Origin of the sequence: Rhizobium sp. 'Codium 1' (assembly GCF_020889605.1) — a bacterium.
Taxonomy (GTDB): domain Bacteria; phylum Pseudomonadota; class Alphaproteobacteria; order Rhizobiales; family Rhizobiaceae; genus Allorhizobium; species Allorhizobium algae.
Window position 1 is genome coordinate 137,723 of the sequence record NZ_JAJGPW010000006.1, and the last position, 17,687, is coordinate 155,409.

General features: G+C 61.0%; 7 protein-coding genes. 4 read left to right on the forward strand and 3 right to left on the reverse strand.

The features are described 5' to 3' along the window. Positions 1 to 68: 68 nt before the first annotated feature. Together LJE98_RS15565 and LJE98_RS15570 are read right to left on the reverse strand one after the other, a co-directional pair. A complete protein-coding gene (locus tag LJE98_RS15565) occupies positions 69 to 803 on the reverse strand; it encodes a response regulator transcription factor (RefSeq protein ID WP_229576135.1) in 735 nt (244 codons plus the stop codon). Between the two features lie 272 nt (positions 804 to 1,075). Continuing rightward, on the reverse strand, positions 1,076 to 1,822 hold the full coding sequence (locus LJE98_RS15570) for a Crp/Fnr family transcriptional regulator (RefSeq protein WP_229576136.1): 747 nt from the start codon (positions 1,820 to 1,822) through the stop codon (positions 1,076 to 1,078). Between the two features lie 726 nt (positions 1,823 to 2,548). Here LJE98_RS15570 and LJE98_RS15575 point away from each other — a divergent pair. Genes LJE98_RS15575 through LJE98_RS15590 form a run of 4 tightly spaced genes read left to right on the forward strand, consistent with a single transcriptional unit; the run spans position 2,549 to position 16,758 of the window. Further along, positions 2,549 to 4,420: a non-ribosomal peptide synthetase gene (locus LJE98_RS15575; protein WP_229576137.1), complete on the forward strand. Its 1,872-nt coding sequence runs from the start codon at positions 2,549 to 2,551 to the stop codon at positions 4,418 to 4,420. Further along, a complete protein-coding gene (locus LJE98_RS15580; protein WP_229576138.1) occupies positions 4,417 to 12,591 on the forward strand; it encodes a non-ribosomal peptide synthetase/type I polyketide synthase in 8,175 nt (2,724 codons plus the stop codon). Before LJE98_RS15575 ends, LJE98_RS15580 begins: the two co-directional genes overlap by 4 nt. Next, a complete protein-coding gene (locus LJE98_RS15585; protein WP_229576139.1) occupies positions 12,588 to 15,137 on the forward strand; it encodes a condensation domain-containing protein in 2,550 nt (849 codons plus the stop codon). Before LJE98_RS15580 ends, LJE98_RS15585 begins: the two co-directional genes overlap by 4 nt. A 1-nt stretch (position 15,138) precedes the next feature. Continuing rightward, on the forward strand, positions 15,139 to 16,758 hold the full coding sequence (locus tag LJE98_RS15590) for a hypothetical protein (protein ID WP_229576140.1): 1,620 nt from the start codon (positions 15,139 to 15,141) through the stop codon (positions 16,756 to 16,758). Here LJE98_RS15590 and LJE98_RS15595 read toward each other — a convergent pair. Then, a complete protein-coding gene (locus LJE98_RS15595; RefSeq protein WP_229576141.1) occupies positions 16,710 to 17,459 on the reverse strand; it encodes a 4'-phosphopantetheinyl transferase family protein in 750 nt (249 codons plus the stop codon). The genes LJE98_RS15590 and LJE98_RS15595 overlap by 49 nt on opposite strands. Positions 17,460 to 17,687 lie beyond the last annotated feature (228 nt).

Sequence of the window (17,687 nt, forward strand, 5' to 3'; positions counted from 1 at the left end):
GCTCCGATATCTGATCTCCGCTGACCGCTTCTCCGTCAGCGACGAGGGGACATTTTTTGTGGCGTCAGCTACTTCAGTTTGAAGGCAACTTGCGTGCGGTTGGTAACATTCAGCTTCTTCATGATGTTGCGGATATGCACTTTCACCGTGCTTTCGCAGAGGTTCATTTCATAGGCGATGATCTTGTTCGCCTTGCCGCGACGCAGGGACTCGGCGACTTCGATTTCGCGTGGAGTGAAACCTTCATGCAGATAGCTTGATCCCTTGACCACCGAGTTCAGCGCCTCGCGGTTGGCAAGAAGGCTGCTTGCGGGAATGAAGACCCCGCCCGCACGGGCAAGCGAGATCGCCTCTGCCGCCACGCTGATGTTCACGCTCGTTGGGATATAGCCGCGTGCACCGCAATCGATCGCCTTCAGGATGTCTCCGAGATCGTCTGAGTCGGCGATCACGATGACCGGGCTCAGCTTGAAGGCTGCTGTCACGGTTTCGATCTTTTCGGACGCAACCGTCTCGGAGGAATTGGTGCCCGCCAGGACGAGCAGGATGGCCGACGGATCGGCAGGAAACTGGCGCTTGCGCCATTCCTCGACAGTCCCGACCGCAGCAATCTGCATTGTCGGGTCATAGCCCGAAAGACTGCGAGAGAGACACTCGCGATCCAGCACTCGGCTGTCGAGAATGAGAATATACTCGCCTGACTTGCCCTCGCCCTCCTGGCTGCCCGTCAGCGAACTTATGTAATCGATGTCGGCCTTTGTGACCTTATTGTTATTCGTTGAGGTCGACGCATAGGTACCCATTTCATACCCCTCACTCTGATTTTCCGAGCCGCACGGCGTCTCGAAGTCAAAAAAACCCCGCCCCGAAAGGAGCCCACACTGTCATGTCTAAATTTCCTAAGATTACAGGGGTAAAGTTTCACGGATTTATTAGGAGTGCATTAACCTACGTTAAGTCGCCCCCAAAGAAGCCATAATTCACCCATTTATGGTCGATCAGGGCGGATTTTGGACAGCCTTTAGGCCGAATAATGCCGATTCTTGGTCCAAATTGAGGCCTTGGGAATCGGCAATCAAGACTGATGGATGTCCTGGAAGCCCGCGGTCTCGCTACCATCAGCAAGATAGCTTGGATCGAAATCGACCATTTCGATCAGTTTTCGCCGATTCAGAAACTCGACGATTCCGTTGCGGAAAGAGAGCAGTCCGCCCAGACGCATCTCCTTGAGGACGCGATTGACGTGAACGGTCGAAAGGCCAAGGGCGTCGCCGATCTCCGATTGCTTCAACGGGCATTCGAACCCATCCAGCCCGGGCCGCGCGGAATTGCCGGCACGAATGGCGAGCTCCAGCAGCAAGTGCCCGGTGCGACCAAAAGCATCGCGCCGCCCGATGCTGGCGAGGCGTTCTGCGATACGCGCGTGGCGCTTCATCAGTTCGATTGTCATGATCAGCGGCAGTTGCGATCCACCATCGCCGCCGGAACCAGCCATATGGCCTTGGAATTCATAGCAGTTGACGTCGGAGACGGCATGGACCGTCTCATGCGACATACTCGTTGAGGCCGACGAAAGAACATCTCCATGCAGGAAGAAGTCGGTCACGATGCGAGTACCGTTCAACATCGTCTTGCTCGATATCGTCCAGCCGTTCTCAATGAACAAGACACGTGACAGAGGGCTCTCGACGTCGAAGATCGTGGTGCCTGCAGGAAAGTGGCGCAGAACGGCGCGACTGGGTCGAGCACCGGATTTCCGATGTTCCTGCGCCATTGCTTGGCCTAGGTTAAGTTGATCATCGAACCGCATCAGCTTGCTCACATGTCCGCACCTCACGAACTAACACTTTATTAACACAATTACTTCTCGGGGTAATCATATTCATTCTGAATTCTGCCAATGTGATTACCCGTTTAGGTTAAGATGACGTCTGAGATAATGTTCCATGGCGCCAGCGCTGGCTGAAAAGCCAAGATCACCCTGACATTCTGTCAAATCTTGTGCGGCGGAACAAAGAGCCGGGCCATACAACATTTAAACAGGCCCGTGATCGGCCACTTCTACCACCGGACCTGTCCGAAATTGGTAGATATCCAGTTCAGATACTCCTTTCGGACAGCAAGCTGATTGCGCAAAGATTCCGAATCGACAGGCGTCTGCGAAGATCGCCAGGCGGGGGCAAGGTCGATGTCTCGCCTTTTCTGAATGGAGCACCGGTCGCGCGCAGAACGAGCGCCCAACCGATTGGAATCCGGTCTTCCTTATCCCGCGCCACCGCCCTTACGGCTGACAGCCCGAAGGAATGTTACACCTCACTGGCCAAACGGCTTAGCTCAAGGCTAGCCGACCGACCCAATTCACCCCAATGACCAGATTTTCATTTCACGGACGCGTGAAATTCTGACGCTCGGGGATTGCCTTGCCGAAAGGTCTCTCGGCCGCAAAGCCGCATCGAACGAGGTTTCGGCACAGCCAACCAGATGGAGCGGGATGAAAATGACTGAGCTTCAGGACGAGTTAGGGAGCATGAGAACGACGGCCGGAGGCATGCTTCGACCGCCGGCCCACTACGACAGGAAGCAGGGCGTGCCGGAAATCGTAAGGGGGCATGCCTCGGCATTCCCCAACGCGCTTGCCATCATCTGCGACGATGCTCGTTTGACTTATGGCGAACTCGATGCGCTTTCCGACGGTCTTGCGACCTACCTCGTCTCGTGCGGCGTCAAAAAGGGTGATGTCGTATGTCTGCTCGTCCCGCGCGCGCTTGAAACAGTCGTTGCAAAACTGGCGATATTGAAAGCGGGAGCAGGATATCTTCCGCTCGATCCGGCCTATCCGGCGGACCACCTGCAGTACGTGCTGGATGAATGCCGCCCCAAGGTTGTCTTTACGTTTGCCAATCGGAGCTTGGACCCAGGCATACTCAGCGGCTCCGGCAGTCGCGTTGTCGACCTGTCCACGGTTCTGCAAAGCCTGGGCTCTGGTGATCCGTCCCGCCTCCCGAACATCGAGGGAGGAGACCTCGCATATGTCATGTACACGTCGGGATCGACCGGGCGGCCAAAAGGCGTCGCAGTTCCCCACCGCGGCATCACGCGCCTCGTCCTCGACCAGAACTACATCGAATTTCGGCCGGGAGACATGGTCCTCCATTCCACGACCATCTCATTCGATGCATCGACGGTCGATGTCTGGGGCGCCCTCCTGAATGGATCCACCCTGGTCATCATGTCGAAGGCGAACTTCTCGCTGACCGACATGCGGGATCTGATCAGGAAGCACGAAGTGACGTTCATAAACTTCACCACGGGCCTCTTTAACATCTTCGCAGACCATGCAGATGAACCCATGCCCAGTCTGCGCCATGCGATCTTCGGGGGCGAAGTCGCCTCGGCACCGCATGTGAAGCGTTTTGTTGCTGCGCATCCAGGCTGCTCACTGACGAATGTCTATGGCCCGACAGAAGCCGCCTGCATCGCGACCACTTTTACCGTCGCCCCAGATTTCTCCGCATCAGAACTGCCAATTGGCAAAGCGATTGCCCATACCGATGTCTTTTTGCTCGACGACGATCTCCAGGTCGTACCACCCGGCATCGAAGGCCAGATCGCGATCGCCGGTGATGGGCTGGCCCTTGGATATTTCAATCGGCCCGACCTGACAGCTGAACGTTTCATCTCGGTCGATACGGCTGAGGGCATCAAGCGCTGCTATCTCACCGGAGATCTGGCAATCCTGGACGAGAACGAGACCTTTCACTTCCGGGGCCGCAGCGACCGTCAGGTCAAAATCAACGGCAAACGTATCGAACTGGAAGAGATCGAGACGGCGCTGCGCCGCCACCCACGCCTTGCCGAGGCGGTGGTCGAGTGCCGGGAGGCCGGGGGCGTCAAACGGATTATCGCCTATCTCCGCCCGCGCGAAGCGCAGGACATGTCCAATGCCAATCTCATCCCATCGGTCATGGAGCGGCTGCGCAACAGTTTGCCAGCCTACATGATCCCGAGCACCGCACTCGTCATGCCCGAGTTTCCCCTGACACGTGCCGGCAAGATCGACAGGGCACGCCTGCCACTGCCGCCGATCGAGGACATCCAGCCAGCTGCCGTCCGCAGCCGCACCGAGGAGATTCTCATGCGACTTTGGTGCGATGCGCTCGGGTTGGAAATCGTTCCGGCCGATCGAAACTTCTTTGACCTGGGTGGAACCTCGCTGCAGTTGATGCGCGTCCACGCGGGGCTTGAGCTCGAACTTGGGCAGCGCTGCGAGGTGCTGGCTCTCTTCAAGCACACCACCGTACGCGATATGGCGCGTTTCCTGGACGGCCATGAACAGGCACGCCCCAGGGCTGCGGCATCCGACCAGCGCGCCGCCCTGCAGCGCAGGACGATGGGCCAATTTCGCCGGAGCACCCCATGACCTTTGACAGTCGGCCAAATGGCCTCAATCCGGAAACCGAAACCGCAGGCGATCATGATCTTGCCGCTGGTATTGCAATCATCGGGATGTCGGGCCGGTTCCCGGGCGCACCCGATATCGCCACGCTTTGGGACCTCGTCAAACGTGGCGGCAACGCATTTCGCATCTTCGCCACGGACGAACTGGAAGACGGCTTCACAGACGAGGAACGGGCATCCCCTGAATACGTCGCATGTCGCCCTCACCTTGCCGATGTGGATCGGTTCGATGCTGAGTTCTTCGGCATGTTCGCCCGTGAGGCCGCCCTGACGGATCCTCAGCACCGTGTCTTCCTCGAGATCTGCTGGGAAGCGCTCGAAAGCGCGGGCTATGATCCCTACAAGAGCCCCGGCCTTGTCGGGGTCTTCGCCGGTTGCTCGATGCCGACTTATCTCCTGAACAATGTTCTCGCCGACCGCGCGGCCGTGGAGGAGGTAACATCCAACTACCAGATCGGTTGCTACAACCAGCTGATCGGCTCTCTCGGCGACGCCCTTGCCACGCGCATCGCCTACAAGTTCAACCTCCGCGGCCCCGCTTTCACGCTGCAGTCTGCCTGCTCCACGTCGCTGCTCGCCGTTTCTCAGGCCTGCCAGAACCTTCTGACCTACAGTTGCGACATGGCGCTGGCAGGCGGCGTCTCCATCTCCATTCCCCAGAAGCGTGGCTATATCTACCAGGAAGGCGGGATGGTTTCTCGCGACGGCGTCTGCCGGCCCTTTGATGCGGAAGCTTCGGGCACCGTCTTCGGCAGCGGTGCTGGGGTGGTGTTGCTGAAGCGCCTGGAGGACGCTGTGGCGGACGGCGACGTCATCTACGCGACCATCCGCGGTTACGCCGTCAACAATGACGGCTCGGACAAGATCGGGTTTACCGCACCGAGTGCAGAAGGACAGGCTGATGCCATCAGCGCTGCGATTGCCCATGCCGGCATCGACCCGGCAACCATCGGCTATATCGAATGCCATGGAACGGCGACGCCTCTTGGCGACCCCATCGAGTTCTCCGGTCTCAAGGAAGCCTTCACAGGCGCGCATCACCAGAAGGAGACATGCGCGCTCGGATCGCTGAAAGGGTCGATCGGACATCTCGATGCGGCCGCCGGCGTGGCGGGATTGATCAAGGCCACACTCGCCTTGCATCACCGCAAGATCCCCGCCATGCCTAACTACAACACACCCAATCCCCGGATTGATCTGGACAATACCCGCTTTCACATTCCACGCCGGACAACGGACTGGTTTTCGGGCTCGACGCCCCGGCGGGCGGGCGTGAGCGCCTTCGGCGTCGGCGGAACCAACATTCATGTCGTGCTGGAAGAGGCACCGAAACGGCTGGAATCCTCAGCGCAAGTCGCCGGCCCGATGATCCTGCCGCTTTCCGCCCGCTCCGAGCCTGCATTGGCGGAAATGCGCAAGAACCTTGCAAGCCACCTGGAGGAAAACCGCGACATCCCCCTGCAGGCCGTCGCAACGACGCTTCAGCATGGCCGACACGCTTTCAAGAGGAGAACAGCCGTTTCGGCGGCCACGGTCGATGAGGCCATCCAGGCCCTGAGACGGGACGGCTTGGTTACGGCGACCGCCGAGGATCAACCGCCGCCGATCGTCTTCATGTTCCCCGGGCAGGGCGCACAGTATGTCGGCATGGGAGCAGCCCTCTATGAAGGCGAGCCGGAGTTTGCCCGCTGGATCGATCGCGGCACCGAGCTTTTGAAGATGCGCTTCGGCATCGATCTCAAGGAATATATCTGCCATGCCGGCGCCGTGAGTGGCGCGATGGCGGCAGAGCAGCGGGAAACCCGGATCGCGCAACCCTGCCTCTATCTCGTGGAATACGCCCTCGCGCAGCTTTGGATGAGCCGTGGTCTGCGGCCAACGGCCATGATCGGACACAGCGTCGGCGAGTTCGTCGCGGCCACGCTCGCCAATGTCATCTCGTTCGAGGACGCGTTGACCCTGGTCGCAACCCGCGGGCAACTGATGCAGGATCAGGAGCCTGGCGCGATGCTGTCCGTTCGCGCAGCGCCCGAGGTGCTCCGCGAACACCTTGAGGGGCGCGCCGAGATTGCCGCGATCAATGCGCCGAAGCTTTGCGTCGCCTCGGGCCCTCTCGACGACATCGAGGCACTCTGCTTCAGGCTCGAGAAGGCAGGGGTGGCATTCAGCCGACTGCATACCTCTCATGCCTTCCACTCCGCGATGATGGAGCCCTGCATCGATGCTTTGCGCGATGTCGCCTCGAAAGTGACCTACGGCCGGGCCACCATCCCCTACATTTCCTGCGTAACGGGCGACTGGCAAAACGACGCAGTGGGATCGTCTCCGGACTATTGGTCTCGGCATTGTCGCGAACCCGTGCGTTTCTCCGATGGACTTGTCACCCTGTGCAAGGACCAGAGCCCTATCCTTCTCGAAGTGGGACCTGGCCGAACCCTTTCGGTCTTCTCGGCACAGACCATCGGTCGCGACCAATTGCCGGCCATTGTCCAGTCCCTGCCCGAGCACGACAACGCCGCTGCAGCCCGGCACTTCGTGGCCGACGCCCAGGCCCGTCTTTGGATGGCGGGCAGCGAGATCCCCTGGCCCGCCATGCCGAACGAAGCTCGCAGAGCCGTATCCCTGCCGACCTACGCCTTCCAGCGGCAGCGACACTGGATCGACGCCCCACCGTCCATCCGACGGGCCCGCGCCGCGCAATCCGCACGTCAGACAGAACCCGAGAGCATCAAGAGCGAGCCTTTCGCAAGAAATGAGGTGGAAACCATGAACGCCATCAGCACCATCACGGTCGCCGGCCGCACTCCGGAGCTTGAGACTGCGCTGATCACCCTTTTGAGCGAAATGTCGGGCGAACCGATAGACTCGGGCAACGTCAACGACAGTTTCCTCGAACTCGGCTTTGATTCCCTGTTCATCGGCCAGTTCGCCCAGAAGATCGACAAGCAGTATCGCGTGAAGATCTCCTTCCGCGAACTGCTCGGCAACATCCCCTCGGTCGCAGCCCTGGCTAAATATCTGGACCAGGCCCTGCCACCGGAGCCTGCAAAGGTTGAGGTTGCGCTTAGCCCCACGCCTGCAGCCGACATGCAACCGATCTCTGCTCAACCTGCCATGGCCCCGGCTGCGCCACAAATTCCGGCGCCGGTCCAGACGCCACTTCCGGGCATTGCCGCCAGCGTCCAGACCATGCCGGCGGGCAACATCCCGGTCGGTGCAGGTCTTGAGGCGCTGCTGCAATCGCAGCTATCGCTCACGCAGAACCTCTTTGCCCAACAATTCCAGCTTCTCCAGGGCGCAGCATCGGCGCCTGCAGGCGTCGTGGCGACGGCAAAGCCGGAAACGGCTCCGCCGATTGTCGCGCCGGTCGCCGTGGCCGCGCCCCAGGCCGCGGCGACACCGCAGGTCATGCAGAGCAACCATCCAGCAGAAGAGATCGGCGGAGAACGATATCGCCACTATCAGCAGGGAGGATCGAAGGCCAAGACAGACATCACCCCGGAAAAGGAGACCTTCATCAATGATCTGGTCATCGCCTATTCCAACCGCAACAAGCGGTCCAAGGAATATACCCAGACGCACAGGGCCCGGCTTGCCGATCCCCGCACGGCCTCCGGTTTCCGCGCAGAATGGAAGGAAATGATCTTCCCGGTAGTCTGCGATCGCTCGAAGGGCGCCCGCATCTGGGATATCGACGGCCATGAATACATCGACCTGGTCAATGGTTTCGGCCAGACGGCATTCGGCCACGCGCCGGACTTCGTTGTCGACGCCATGAAAATCCAGATGGACGATGGCTTCGCCATCGGCCCCCAGACGCCGCTCGCCGGCGAAGTCGCCGAACTGTTTGGCGCCATGACCGGCCATGAACGCGTCACCTTCTGCAACACCGGCTCCGAAGCCGTCATGGCAGCCATGCGCCTCGCCCGTGCTGTAACTGGCCGCGACCGCATTGTCGTTTTCGCCAACGACTATCACGGCCAGTTCGATGAAGTTCTGGTCAAGGGTCGCGCCAAGGCCAAAGAACCGATTGCCCTGCCCATCGCGGCCGGCATACCGTCCGGCTCCGTCGGCAACATGATCGTGCTCCCCTATGGCGCGCCGGATAGCCTTGATTGGATCAGGGCGAATGCCGAGGATCTGGCTGCCGTGATCATCGAGCCGATCCAGAGCCGCCATCCCGAACTCAGGCCGCGCGATTTCGTCGCCGAATTGCGCAAGATTGCCGACACATCGGGCTGCGCGCTCGTCTTCGACGAGGTGGTCACCGGCTTCCGAGTCGATCCGGGCGGCGTCCAGGCCATATGGGGCATCAAGGGCGACATGGCGACTTACGGCAAGGTCGTCGGCGGCGGCATGCCGATCGGTGTCCTGGCAGGCAGCAGCCGCTTCATGGATGCACTGGACGGCGGGCACTGGAACTATGGCGACGACTCCGTGCCGAATGTGGTCCCGACTTTCTTCGCAGGCACCTTCGTCCGCCATCCCGTGGTGCTGGCAGCGGCCCGCGCCGTGCTTCACCATATCAAGGGCGAAGGCGCGGCCCTCTACGACCGTGTCGCCCGGCGCACGGAAGCTCTGGTCGAGGAGATCAATTCGGAACTCGCCAAGCGCGGCGTCCCGCCCTGCCTTCGCGGCTACAAGAGCTGGTTCGTCACCGATTTCGGCAGCCAGGATCCTCTTGGCGGCCTCTTGTACCCCTATCTGCGCATGAACGGCATCCATATCCAGGATGGCTATCCGTGCTTCCTGACGACGGCCCATACCGAAGAGGATTTCACGACGATCGCAAGGGCGTTTCGCGACGCGATCGACGCGCTGCAATGCGTCGGCATCTTCTCCCCCAAAACCGAAAGCGAACTCGCCGGCCCTGCAACCACGCCAGACCGTGGTCCCAAGCCGACCTTGCATCAGGCACCCCGCGCCGAAAGCGCCGCGTTGACGGAAGCACAATCGGAGATCTGGCTGGCAGCGCAGGCGGGTGACGAAGCATCGTGCTCGTTCAACGAGTCCCTCTCGCTTGAACTGAACGGTTCTTTGGACCGCAAGGCCTTGCTTGCCGCCATCGATGCGGTCGTTGCCCGGCATGACGCCCTGCACATCCGTTTCGACCGAAACGGCGAACGGTTTCGCTTCATCTCCGACTTCAGGCTTCCGATCGAAGTCGTGGACCTGACAGAAGAGGCTGACGCCAAAGCCGCTCTGGACGACTTGATCGAGACCGACGCTAGGACACCTTTCGATCTGGTCGAAGGCCCGCTGGCTCGCGCCTACCTCGTGGCGCTCACGCCGGAGCGTCATGTGCTGATCTTCACTGCGCATCACATCATTTGCGACGGCTGGTCACTGAACGTCATCATCAACGAACTGGCCGCGACCTACTCGGCGGCATTGAAGGCGGAAGCGCTCTCGCTGGAGCCGGCCATGTCTTTCGCGGACTATGCCGAAAACCATGCGCCCGGCGCGGACGTCAACACCACGACCTCTCAGTTCTGGCATGAGCAATACAAGGAATTGCCGGAACTGCCGGACATGCCGTTTGATCGCCCCTACCCCGATCGACGCAGCTATGCCGGCGGGACTTGCACCGTCATCGTGCCTCCGGAAGTCACGACTGCAGTCCGCAAACGCGGCGCACGAACAGGGGCGACCATGTTCTCGACCATGCTGGCGGCCCTTCAGGTCATGCTGGCGCGCCTGTCCGGCCAGAATGATGTCGTCATCGCTGTACCTTCTGCCGGACAGAGTCTGCTCGATGAACGCATCCTCGTCGGACACTGCGTGAACCTGTTGCCGATCCGCCAGATGGTCGATCCGTCGACTTCGTTCGAAGATCACCTGAAGACCACGCAACAGCTGGTCCTCAAGGCCTTCGAGCATCAGGACTACACGTATGGCACACTGGTGAAGACGCTGGGGGTCAAGCGCGATCCGCGCCGGCTGCCCCTGACGGGCATCCAGTTCAACCTCGAACGCATGGCAGCGAACGCGGAATTCGATGCGCTCGACGCGACGATCGTTCCCAATCCGAAGTCATTTGCGAATTTCGACATGTTCCTCAACATGATCGAAAGCAGGGACGGTATCCGGATCGACGTGGACTACAATGCCGACATCCTTGACCGTGAAACGGTTGAACGCTGGATCGGCCATCTCGTCACGTTGATCACCGCGCTGGCGGAAGACACCAGCCGCCCCGTGACCGACCTCCCTCTCCTGTCTTCTCGGCAGGTGAAATGGTTGGCCCAAGACCTCAATCAGAGTGCCCTGGACTATCCCAAGGATGAATTCGCATTCTCGCTCATCGCAAGAAGGGCGCAATCGACCCCCGAAGCCGTCGCGGCGCGTCACGGGGAAAAATCCATCACCTATGCCGAGCTCGAGGCGAGAACAAACCGCTTTGCCCGGTATCTCGGCAAAGCCGTCCCCGGCCAAGGTGAACGCGTGGCCCTGCTCGAAGAACGCTCACTCGACCTGCTGGTGGCCCTTATCGGCATCATGAAGGCAGGACATGCCTATGTCCCGCTCGATCCCGGTCATCCCGAGACACGGCTTCGCCAGACGCTTGCTGCGGCAAGACCGGCCGCACTTGTCTGCGGGACCGAGGCAGCAGCGGCGCTCGCCACGGATGGCATGGTGACCATCCGCCTGGACCAGGAGGCCGACAGTATTCAGGCCCTTTCCGGTGCTCAACTGGAGCGCGTTCCAACCAGCACGGAATCGACGGCCTATGTGATCTTCACCTCAGGCTCCACGGGAACGCCGAAGGGTGTGGCGATATCCCATCGTTCGCTGACCAACTTCCTCCTGTCCATGGCCAGGGAACCGGGCTTCACCGCCGACGACGTCATCGTCGCCGTGACCACGATCTCCTTTGATATCGCCGGCCTGGAACTCTACCTGCCGCTTGTTGCGGGCGGCAGCGTCGTCATCGCCGACAGGTCGGAGGTCGAGGATGGCTTTGCCCTCGTTCGACTGATCAAGGACAGCAAGGCAACCGTCCTGCAGGCAACGCCGACCCTTTGGCAGATGCTGGTGGAAGCCGGGCTCGATGGCGACAGCCCCTTGAAGAAGCTGTGCGGCGGGGAAGCTCTGCCCAAAGCGCTCGCCCGCACACTTGCCGCCATGCAGGGCTCGCTCTGGAACATGTACGGCCCCACCGAAACGACGATCTGGTCTTCCGTCGCGCATATTGAAGACGGAGAAGCACCGATTGCCATCGGCCACCCGATTGCCAATACCCAGATGCACATTCTGGGCGCGGACGGTCGCCTCGCGCCTCCCGGCATCACCGGCGAACTCGTCATCGGAGGCGATGGCTTGGCCCAGGGCTATTTCGACCGTCCCGACCTCACCGACGCAGCCTTCGTTTCGCTCGACATCGGGACCGGCTCCAGGCAACGCCTCTACAGGACGGGCGACCTGGGGCGGCGGCTGGAGGATGGTTCCCTGCAACTGCTCGGCCGCCGGGACAACCAGGTCAAGCTGCGCGGTTTCCGTATCGAGCTCGGTGACATCGAAGCGGTCGTCTCGCAGGTCGAGGGCATGCGCCAATGCGCAGTCGTCGGCGCGAGGAACGGTCGCGGCGACCTGGTTCTCGCCTGCTACTTCGTGGCCGACCCCGACACGCCGGCAGCCGATGCGACGCAATTGGCCACCGCGGTCCGTGCCCAGTTGCCGGCCTATATGGTGCCCGCCGTCTGGTCTCTGGAGACGGAGCTGCCGCTGACGAGAAACGGAAAGCTGGACCGCAAGACATTGGAGTCCCGCGAGCTGAGGCGCGACGAAAACCAGACTGCAGCGCCCAAGACCGCACCCCGCACGCCGATGGAAGAAAAGCTCATGGCGATCTGGAAGGGCGTTCTGGAGGTCGATCAGATCGGTGTCGAGGACAATCTCTATGCGCTCGGCGCGGACTCGCTGACGATCTTCCGCATTGCCGCACGCATGCTGGATGCGGGCCTGCCGCTCGAAGCCAAGCACCTGCTTCGCCATCCGTCGATTGCCGAGCTTGCCGCCTATGCTGATGAAGCGGCCAAGGCCCCGACATCCACCGGCGGGGTCGTCTACCAGATACCCTCGCTCGCCAGCTTCCGGAATGGTGCGCGGCGCAGGATGGAGAGCTTGTCATGACCCAGCAAGAAAGCCAGGCAACATCGTCAAGCGCAGCACCGGAGGTCATTGGCGAGTTTCCCTGCACGCAGACCCAGCTTCGGTTTTGGATCCTCGACCAGCTGCAGCCTGGAAATCCGGCCCTGAACGTATCGGTGCGCTGGGAGATCAGAGGATCGTTCAAGGCATCGACGATCGAGGCCGCCTTTCGCAAGATCATCCAGCGCCACGAGATCCTGCGCACGCGTTTCGTAGAGCGGGAAGGCAATCCGTACCAGCAGGTTCTCGATGCGGTAGACTTCAAGCTGTCGGTCATCGACCTCAGGAGCATGCCACCGGAGCAGCGCGAACAACGCATCCTGTCGATCGGTGAGGAAACAGCGTCGGCCCCTTTCGATCTCACGCGCGGCGGTCTCTTTCGCGTCGCCTTGCTGATGGTCGAGAACAACCGCGCCTTCCTGCTGATCACCGCGCATCATACCTGTTTCGACGGCTCCTCCATCCGCGTCATGGGCCGCGAACTCGGTGAAATCGCATCGGCCATGGAAGCAGGCCGCGCACCTGTCCTGCCGGATCTGTCCCTGCAATATGGTGACTTTGCCCTGTGGCAACACGAATATCTGTCGAGCTACGGCTTCGAGACGGAGCAGAGCTTCTGGACGGAAACCCTGGCAGGCGCGCCGTATTTCGAGGTGCCGAGCGATCACCCGCGACCCGCGATCAGGACCACGAGCGGAAACATCATCTCCGTCGCAAAATCGGTGGAGTTCGGCGAGCGCATCGAGGCCGCCGCCCGCGATCACAAGGTTTCGCTCTTCGCCTATGGCGTTGCGGTGCTCAGCACCGTCCTCCACCGGTTGACCGGGGCAGACGATATCCTGCTTGGCACCCAGATCGCCGGGCGTGAACAGTCCGATCTCGAACCGATGATCGGCGTCTTCATCAACAATCTGGTGCTGCGTCTCCCGGTCCGACCGAACGTGAGCTTCGAAGATCACCTGAAAACCGCAACCAAGGTGGTGAGTGCCGCTGTCGACCACCACCGCATGCCCTTCAACAAGCTGGTCGAAGTCATCAACCCGGCGCGAGATCCCTCGCGCACCCCGCTGATCTCTGTCAACTTCAACCTGTCCAAAGCCTTTATGGAGGATCGCCACTATGGCGACTTTGAACTGATCAGTGCAGCGTCGCAGTCCCCGGGCGTGGTCTATGATATCGGCTTCGGCATGGTCGGACGCCCGTCCGGCTGGCGTATGTCGATCGAATACAATACCGATCTCTTCGATCCGTCCACGATCGAACATATCCTGCAGCTCTGGCAGGATGTCTATGAGCAGGCTTTGAGCGCGCCTTTCGAACCCCTGTCGCCCGACAGCATCGGCGAGCAGACGCCCGCCTCCGCAACCCCGTCAATTGTCGACTCTTCCGCAGTTCCGCTTTCAGGCAGCCACGCCACAGCCCCGGTCGATGCCATTCCGCCCGGACCTGAAAACATGGCGGCACTTTCGTCCGCCGACCGTATGAGGCTCGTCGGGGAGATCTGGGCGAAGGTCCTCGACGTCGAAAAGGTCGGACCGGAGGGTGACTTCTTCTCGCTTGGTGGTCATTCGCTGCTGGCGCTTCGCATGCTGTCTGCGGTCAGAGAGCGGTACGGGGTCAAGCCGGATCTCGCCTTGCTTTTCAGGCATTCGACGCTCCGCAGCTTCACCGAGGCCGTAATGGGGCCGGCGGAGGCCGAAGTGCGCGCGCAAGCGAAAACGGCGGCCCCTGCCTGGGAGCGCAACAGCTACAAGCAGGGAACAGGCCGCTGTGCGATCTATACGATCAATCACCCGTTTCTCTACTACCATCTCGCCAACCGCCTGAGCGATGACATCTCGGTCTACAACGTCAACATGTTCGGGGCGGCGGAAGCCGAAATGGCGGCAGAGGTGACGCTGGAGGATATTGCCGCATCAGCGATCCGCGCGATGGACATACGGCCTGATGCCGGACCGGTGGGCATCATCGGATTGTGCGTGAACGGAAGTGTGGCGCTCGAAGTGGCGCGCCAACTGCGCCAGTCTGGCGTGACTGTCGCCTTCACGGCTGCAATCGATTCCTGGGAGCCGGGATATTTTCGTACTCTGCCCTGGCTGAACAAGCGACTCTGGATCGCCGAACGCCGGATAAAGCGTCTTGCCTATTTCGTCCGGAAACTCCTGTCTGGCCGGATGCGCCCCACCACTTTCCTCAAGGAATTCCGAGTGACGCGCTGGCTCCTCGGCATGTTCAGCCCGGATCGGGCGAAAGCGAGCGCCGAGGAAAAGACCAATTCCCGCATCACGGAATTTCTTGTGCGCAGCGCCCGGAATTTCAAGGCGCAACCGGTCGGCGATTTTCTGATCTTCCGTAGCGAAGCAAGCCCGGTGCGAGCGAGAAAACTCCTGTTCGGGTGGAATGTGGATGTAGCGGGAAAGTCGTCCGTCATCGACCTGGAAGGATGGCACGAGGACTCACTCACCGTCGGTGGAATGCGTCGACTGGCCAGCGTCATCGAAGAGCGTTTCGCACACGGAAAACACTGAGATGGACGCATCCACCGCATCCAAGGCAACAGCCACTGGTCGCCCTTCGCTGGCGCCCCTTCGGATCGGCCTGCTGACCGATGGACGGCAAGACCTCGAGAACTGGCAGCTCGCCCTGATCGACCGGATTTTGGCCGATGACCGGTTTAGCCTGAGGGCGATGATCGTCTGCCCGCCGAAGGTTGGCGCGGCACCGGTCGCCTTTCGGCTGGCCGCAGCGGTGGAACGCAGGACCTTGGGGCGCCAGCCGGTCTACCGCCCGAAGGACCCCGGATTTTCGGCCATTGCATCGGTCACGCTCGGCGAGCAGATCGGCCGGGACAGAGGCTCGGAGTTGGATCTGGTTCTGGCCATCTCTCCCTTGGACCTGCCGCAGGATGCCTTCTCGGACTTGCCCTTCGGCTCCTGGCAATTTTCCTTCTCCCATGCGGCCAACGCCGATGCAGACTGGTACGGCTATCACGAAGTGATCGCCGAAAAACCGGCCACGGAACTGCGCATCACCGTTCGCCGCGCGGGCCGGGAAGACGAGACGTTGGCCATGGCGGAATTCAACACCAAATTCAGCGCCGTCCGCAACGCTGACTTCATCAAGGAACGCGCGGTGACTCTGGCCATGCGGGAACTGCGCAAGCTCGCGGACGCCCGTGCCCTCACCGCTCTGCCCCCTCCGGCGACCATGTCCGCCCCTCGCCCGCCGGGCCTCGGCAAACTCTTGCCCTACGCCGCCTCGCTCGGGCGCAATCTTCTGGCGCGGGGACGGCAGGCGGTGGAGGAAAAATTGGGGATCGGGGCAGCGCCATGGGTGCTCTTTGTCGGCGATGGACGTGCGGAAGACTTCGACCCGCGGACCTCTGTCCTGCTGGAGCCTGAGGATGACGAGCTCCGAGCCGACCCCTTTCTGTTTCCGCATGAGGGAGAAACCTACGTCTTCTACGAAGCCTACACGCCAAGCAACACCAAGGCGCATATTGCCGTGGGCCGGCTTGTGGGAAACAGGCTTGAGAGTGTGGGCATCGCCCTGAAAGCGGAACATCACCTCTCATACCCTTTTATCTTCCGACACGATGACGGGATCTTCATGATTCCCGAAACGAATAGGGCCCGCCGGCTGGAAGTCTGGCGCTGCGTCGAATTTCCCCTGCGCTGGGAACTGCATGCGACAGCCCTCGAAGGCCAGTCCTCGGCCGATTCTGCTCTTTTTCCCTTCGATGGAAGGTGGTGGCTTTTCACCAATCTCTCCGAGTTCCATGCCTATGAGGATCATTGCAGCGAATTGCATGTCTTCGAAGTGGATGGGCCGGACCTGAAATGGATGAAGCCCCATCGCAACAATCCGGTGGTCATGGGCAGCACCGAAGCGCGCAACGGCGGTCGTCCGTTCGAACAAGGGGGCCGGCTCTACCGCCCGTCCCAGCGTAATCAATACGGCATATATGGCTACGGGCTAAACATCATGGAGGTCGAGGAACTCGATCTCGAGACCTACAGCGAGCGCTGCGTGCGGACCATCAAACCGGACTTCGCACCCGGCATCGTGGCCTGCCATCACATGGACGCTTCGAACGGCCGCTACATCATCGACGCCATGTTCGCGGACCAGGCCAACCTGCGGCGGTAGTGGACCATGACCTCACGCCCGGCCGAACAGACGGCGAGCGCACCAGAAAAACCATCGACCACGTGGAGATTGAGGAGGGCCCACTCAGACAGCTGGCCTATATCCCGGTCGAGACGCTGGAGCAGACGCTGGTCTTCAGCCGACTCGACCGAAACATCGAACCTCTCCAGAGGGACCGAGAGACCTGCCCCGTGCGCCTTCACGAAGGCCTCTTTTCGTGTCCAGCACCGGTAGAAGCCCGCCAGTTGCTCCCCGCCCGGCAGAGCCGCAAGGGCCGCACATTCGGATGCCGAGAAGAAACGGCTGGCAATATCCTCCTGGAGTGGCCGGATCTCTTCGATGTCGATGCCGACTCTAGCATGCGCCGAGACGGCGAGCATCGCCTCGCCGGCGCTGTGGCTCAGATTGAAGTGAAGCCTACCCCGATCGGCGAGATCAAGCTCAGGCTTGCCCCAATCGTTGTAGCCGAAGCGAATAGCCCTGGGATCAATCCCGAGATAGGTCGCAAGGATCAGGCGAAGGCCGGCGCGTCCGACGATGTAGCGTTGACGGTCGCCGTCTTTGAGGAAGCGCTGGGCTCGACCGCGTTCGTCCTCGCTGAGCAAGCTACGCGCATGAGAGGGGTCCGCAAAGGACTGGTCCAGGGACCAGTTCCAGATATCGACCGCAACGGGATCTGCTGAACCAGGATCGCTTGGCATCGGCAACAAGGGCTTTCTACCGAAGGGACGGAACTGTCATCACGAACTGCCCACGACCCTGCCGCGCTTGCCGTGAAGCGTCAACACGCCCTATCGGTCAGGTCTATCCATCTTCGGACGGATCCGCTCGGGGGCCAACCTCTCACCGGGAAATGGCACTGCGATCCCGGCAGGCTTGGCCTTTCGTGATCAATGCTCGGCGCAACGACGAACCCAATCCGTGGGTAA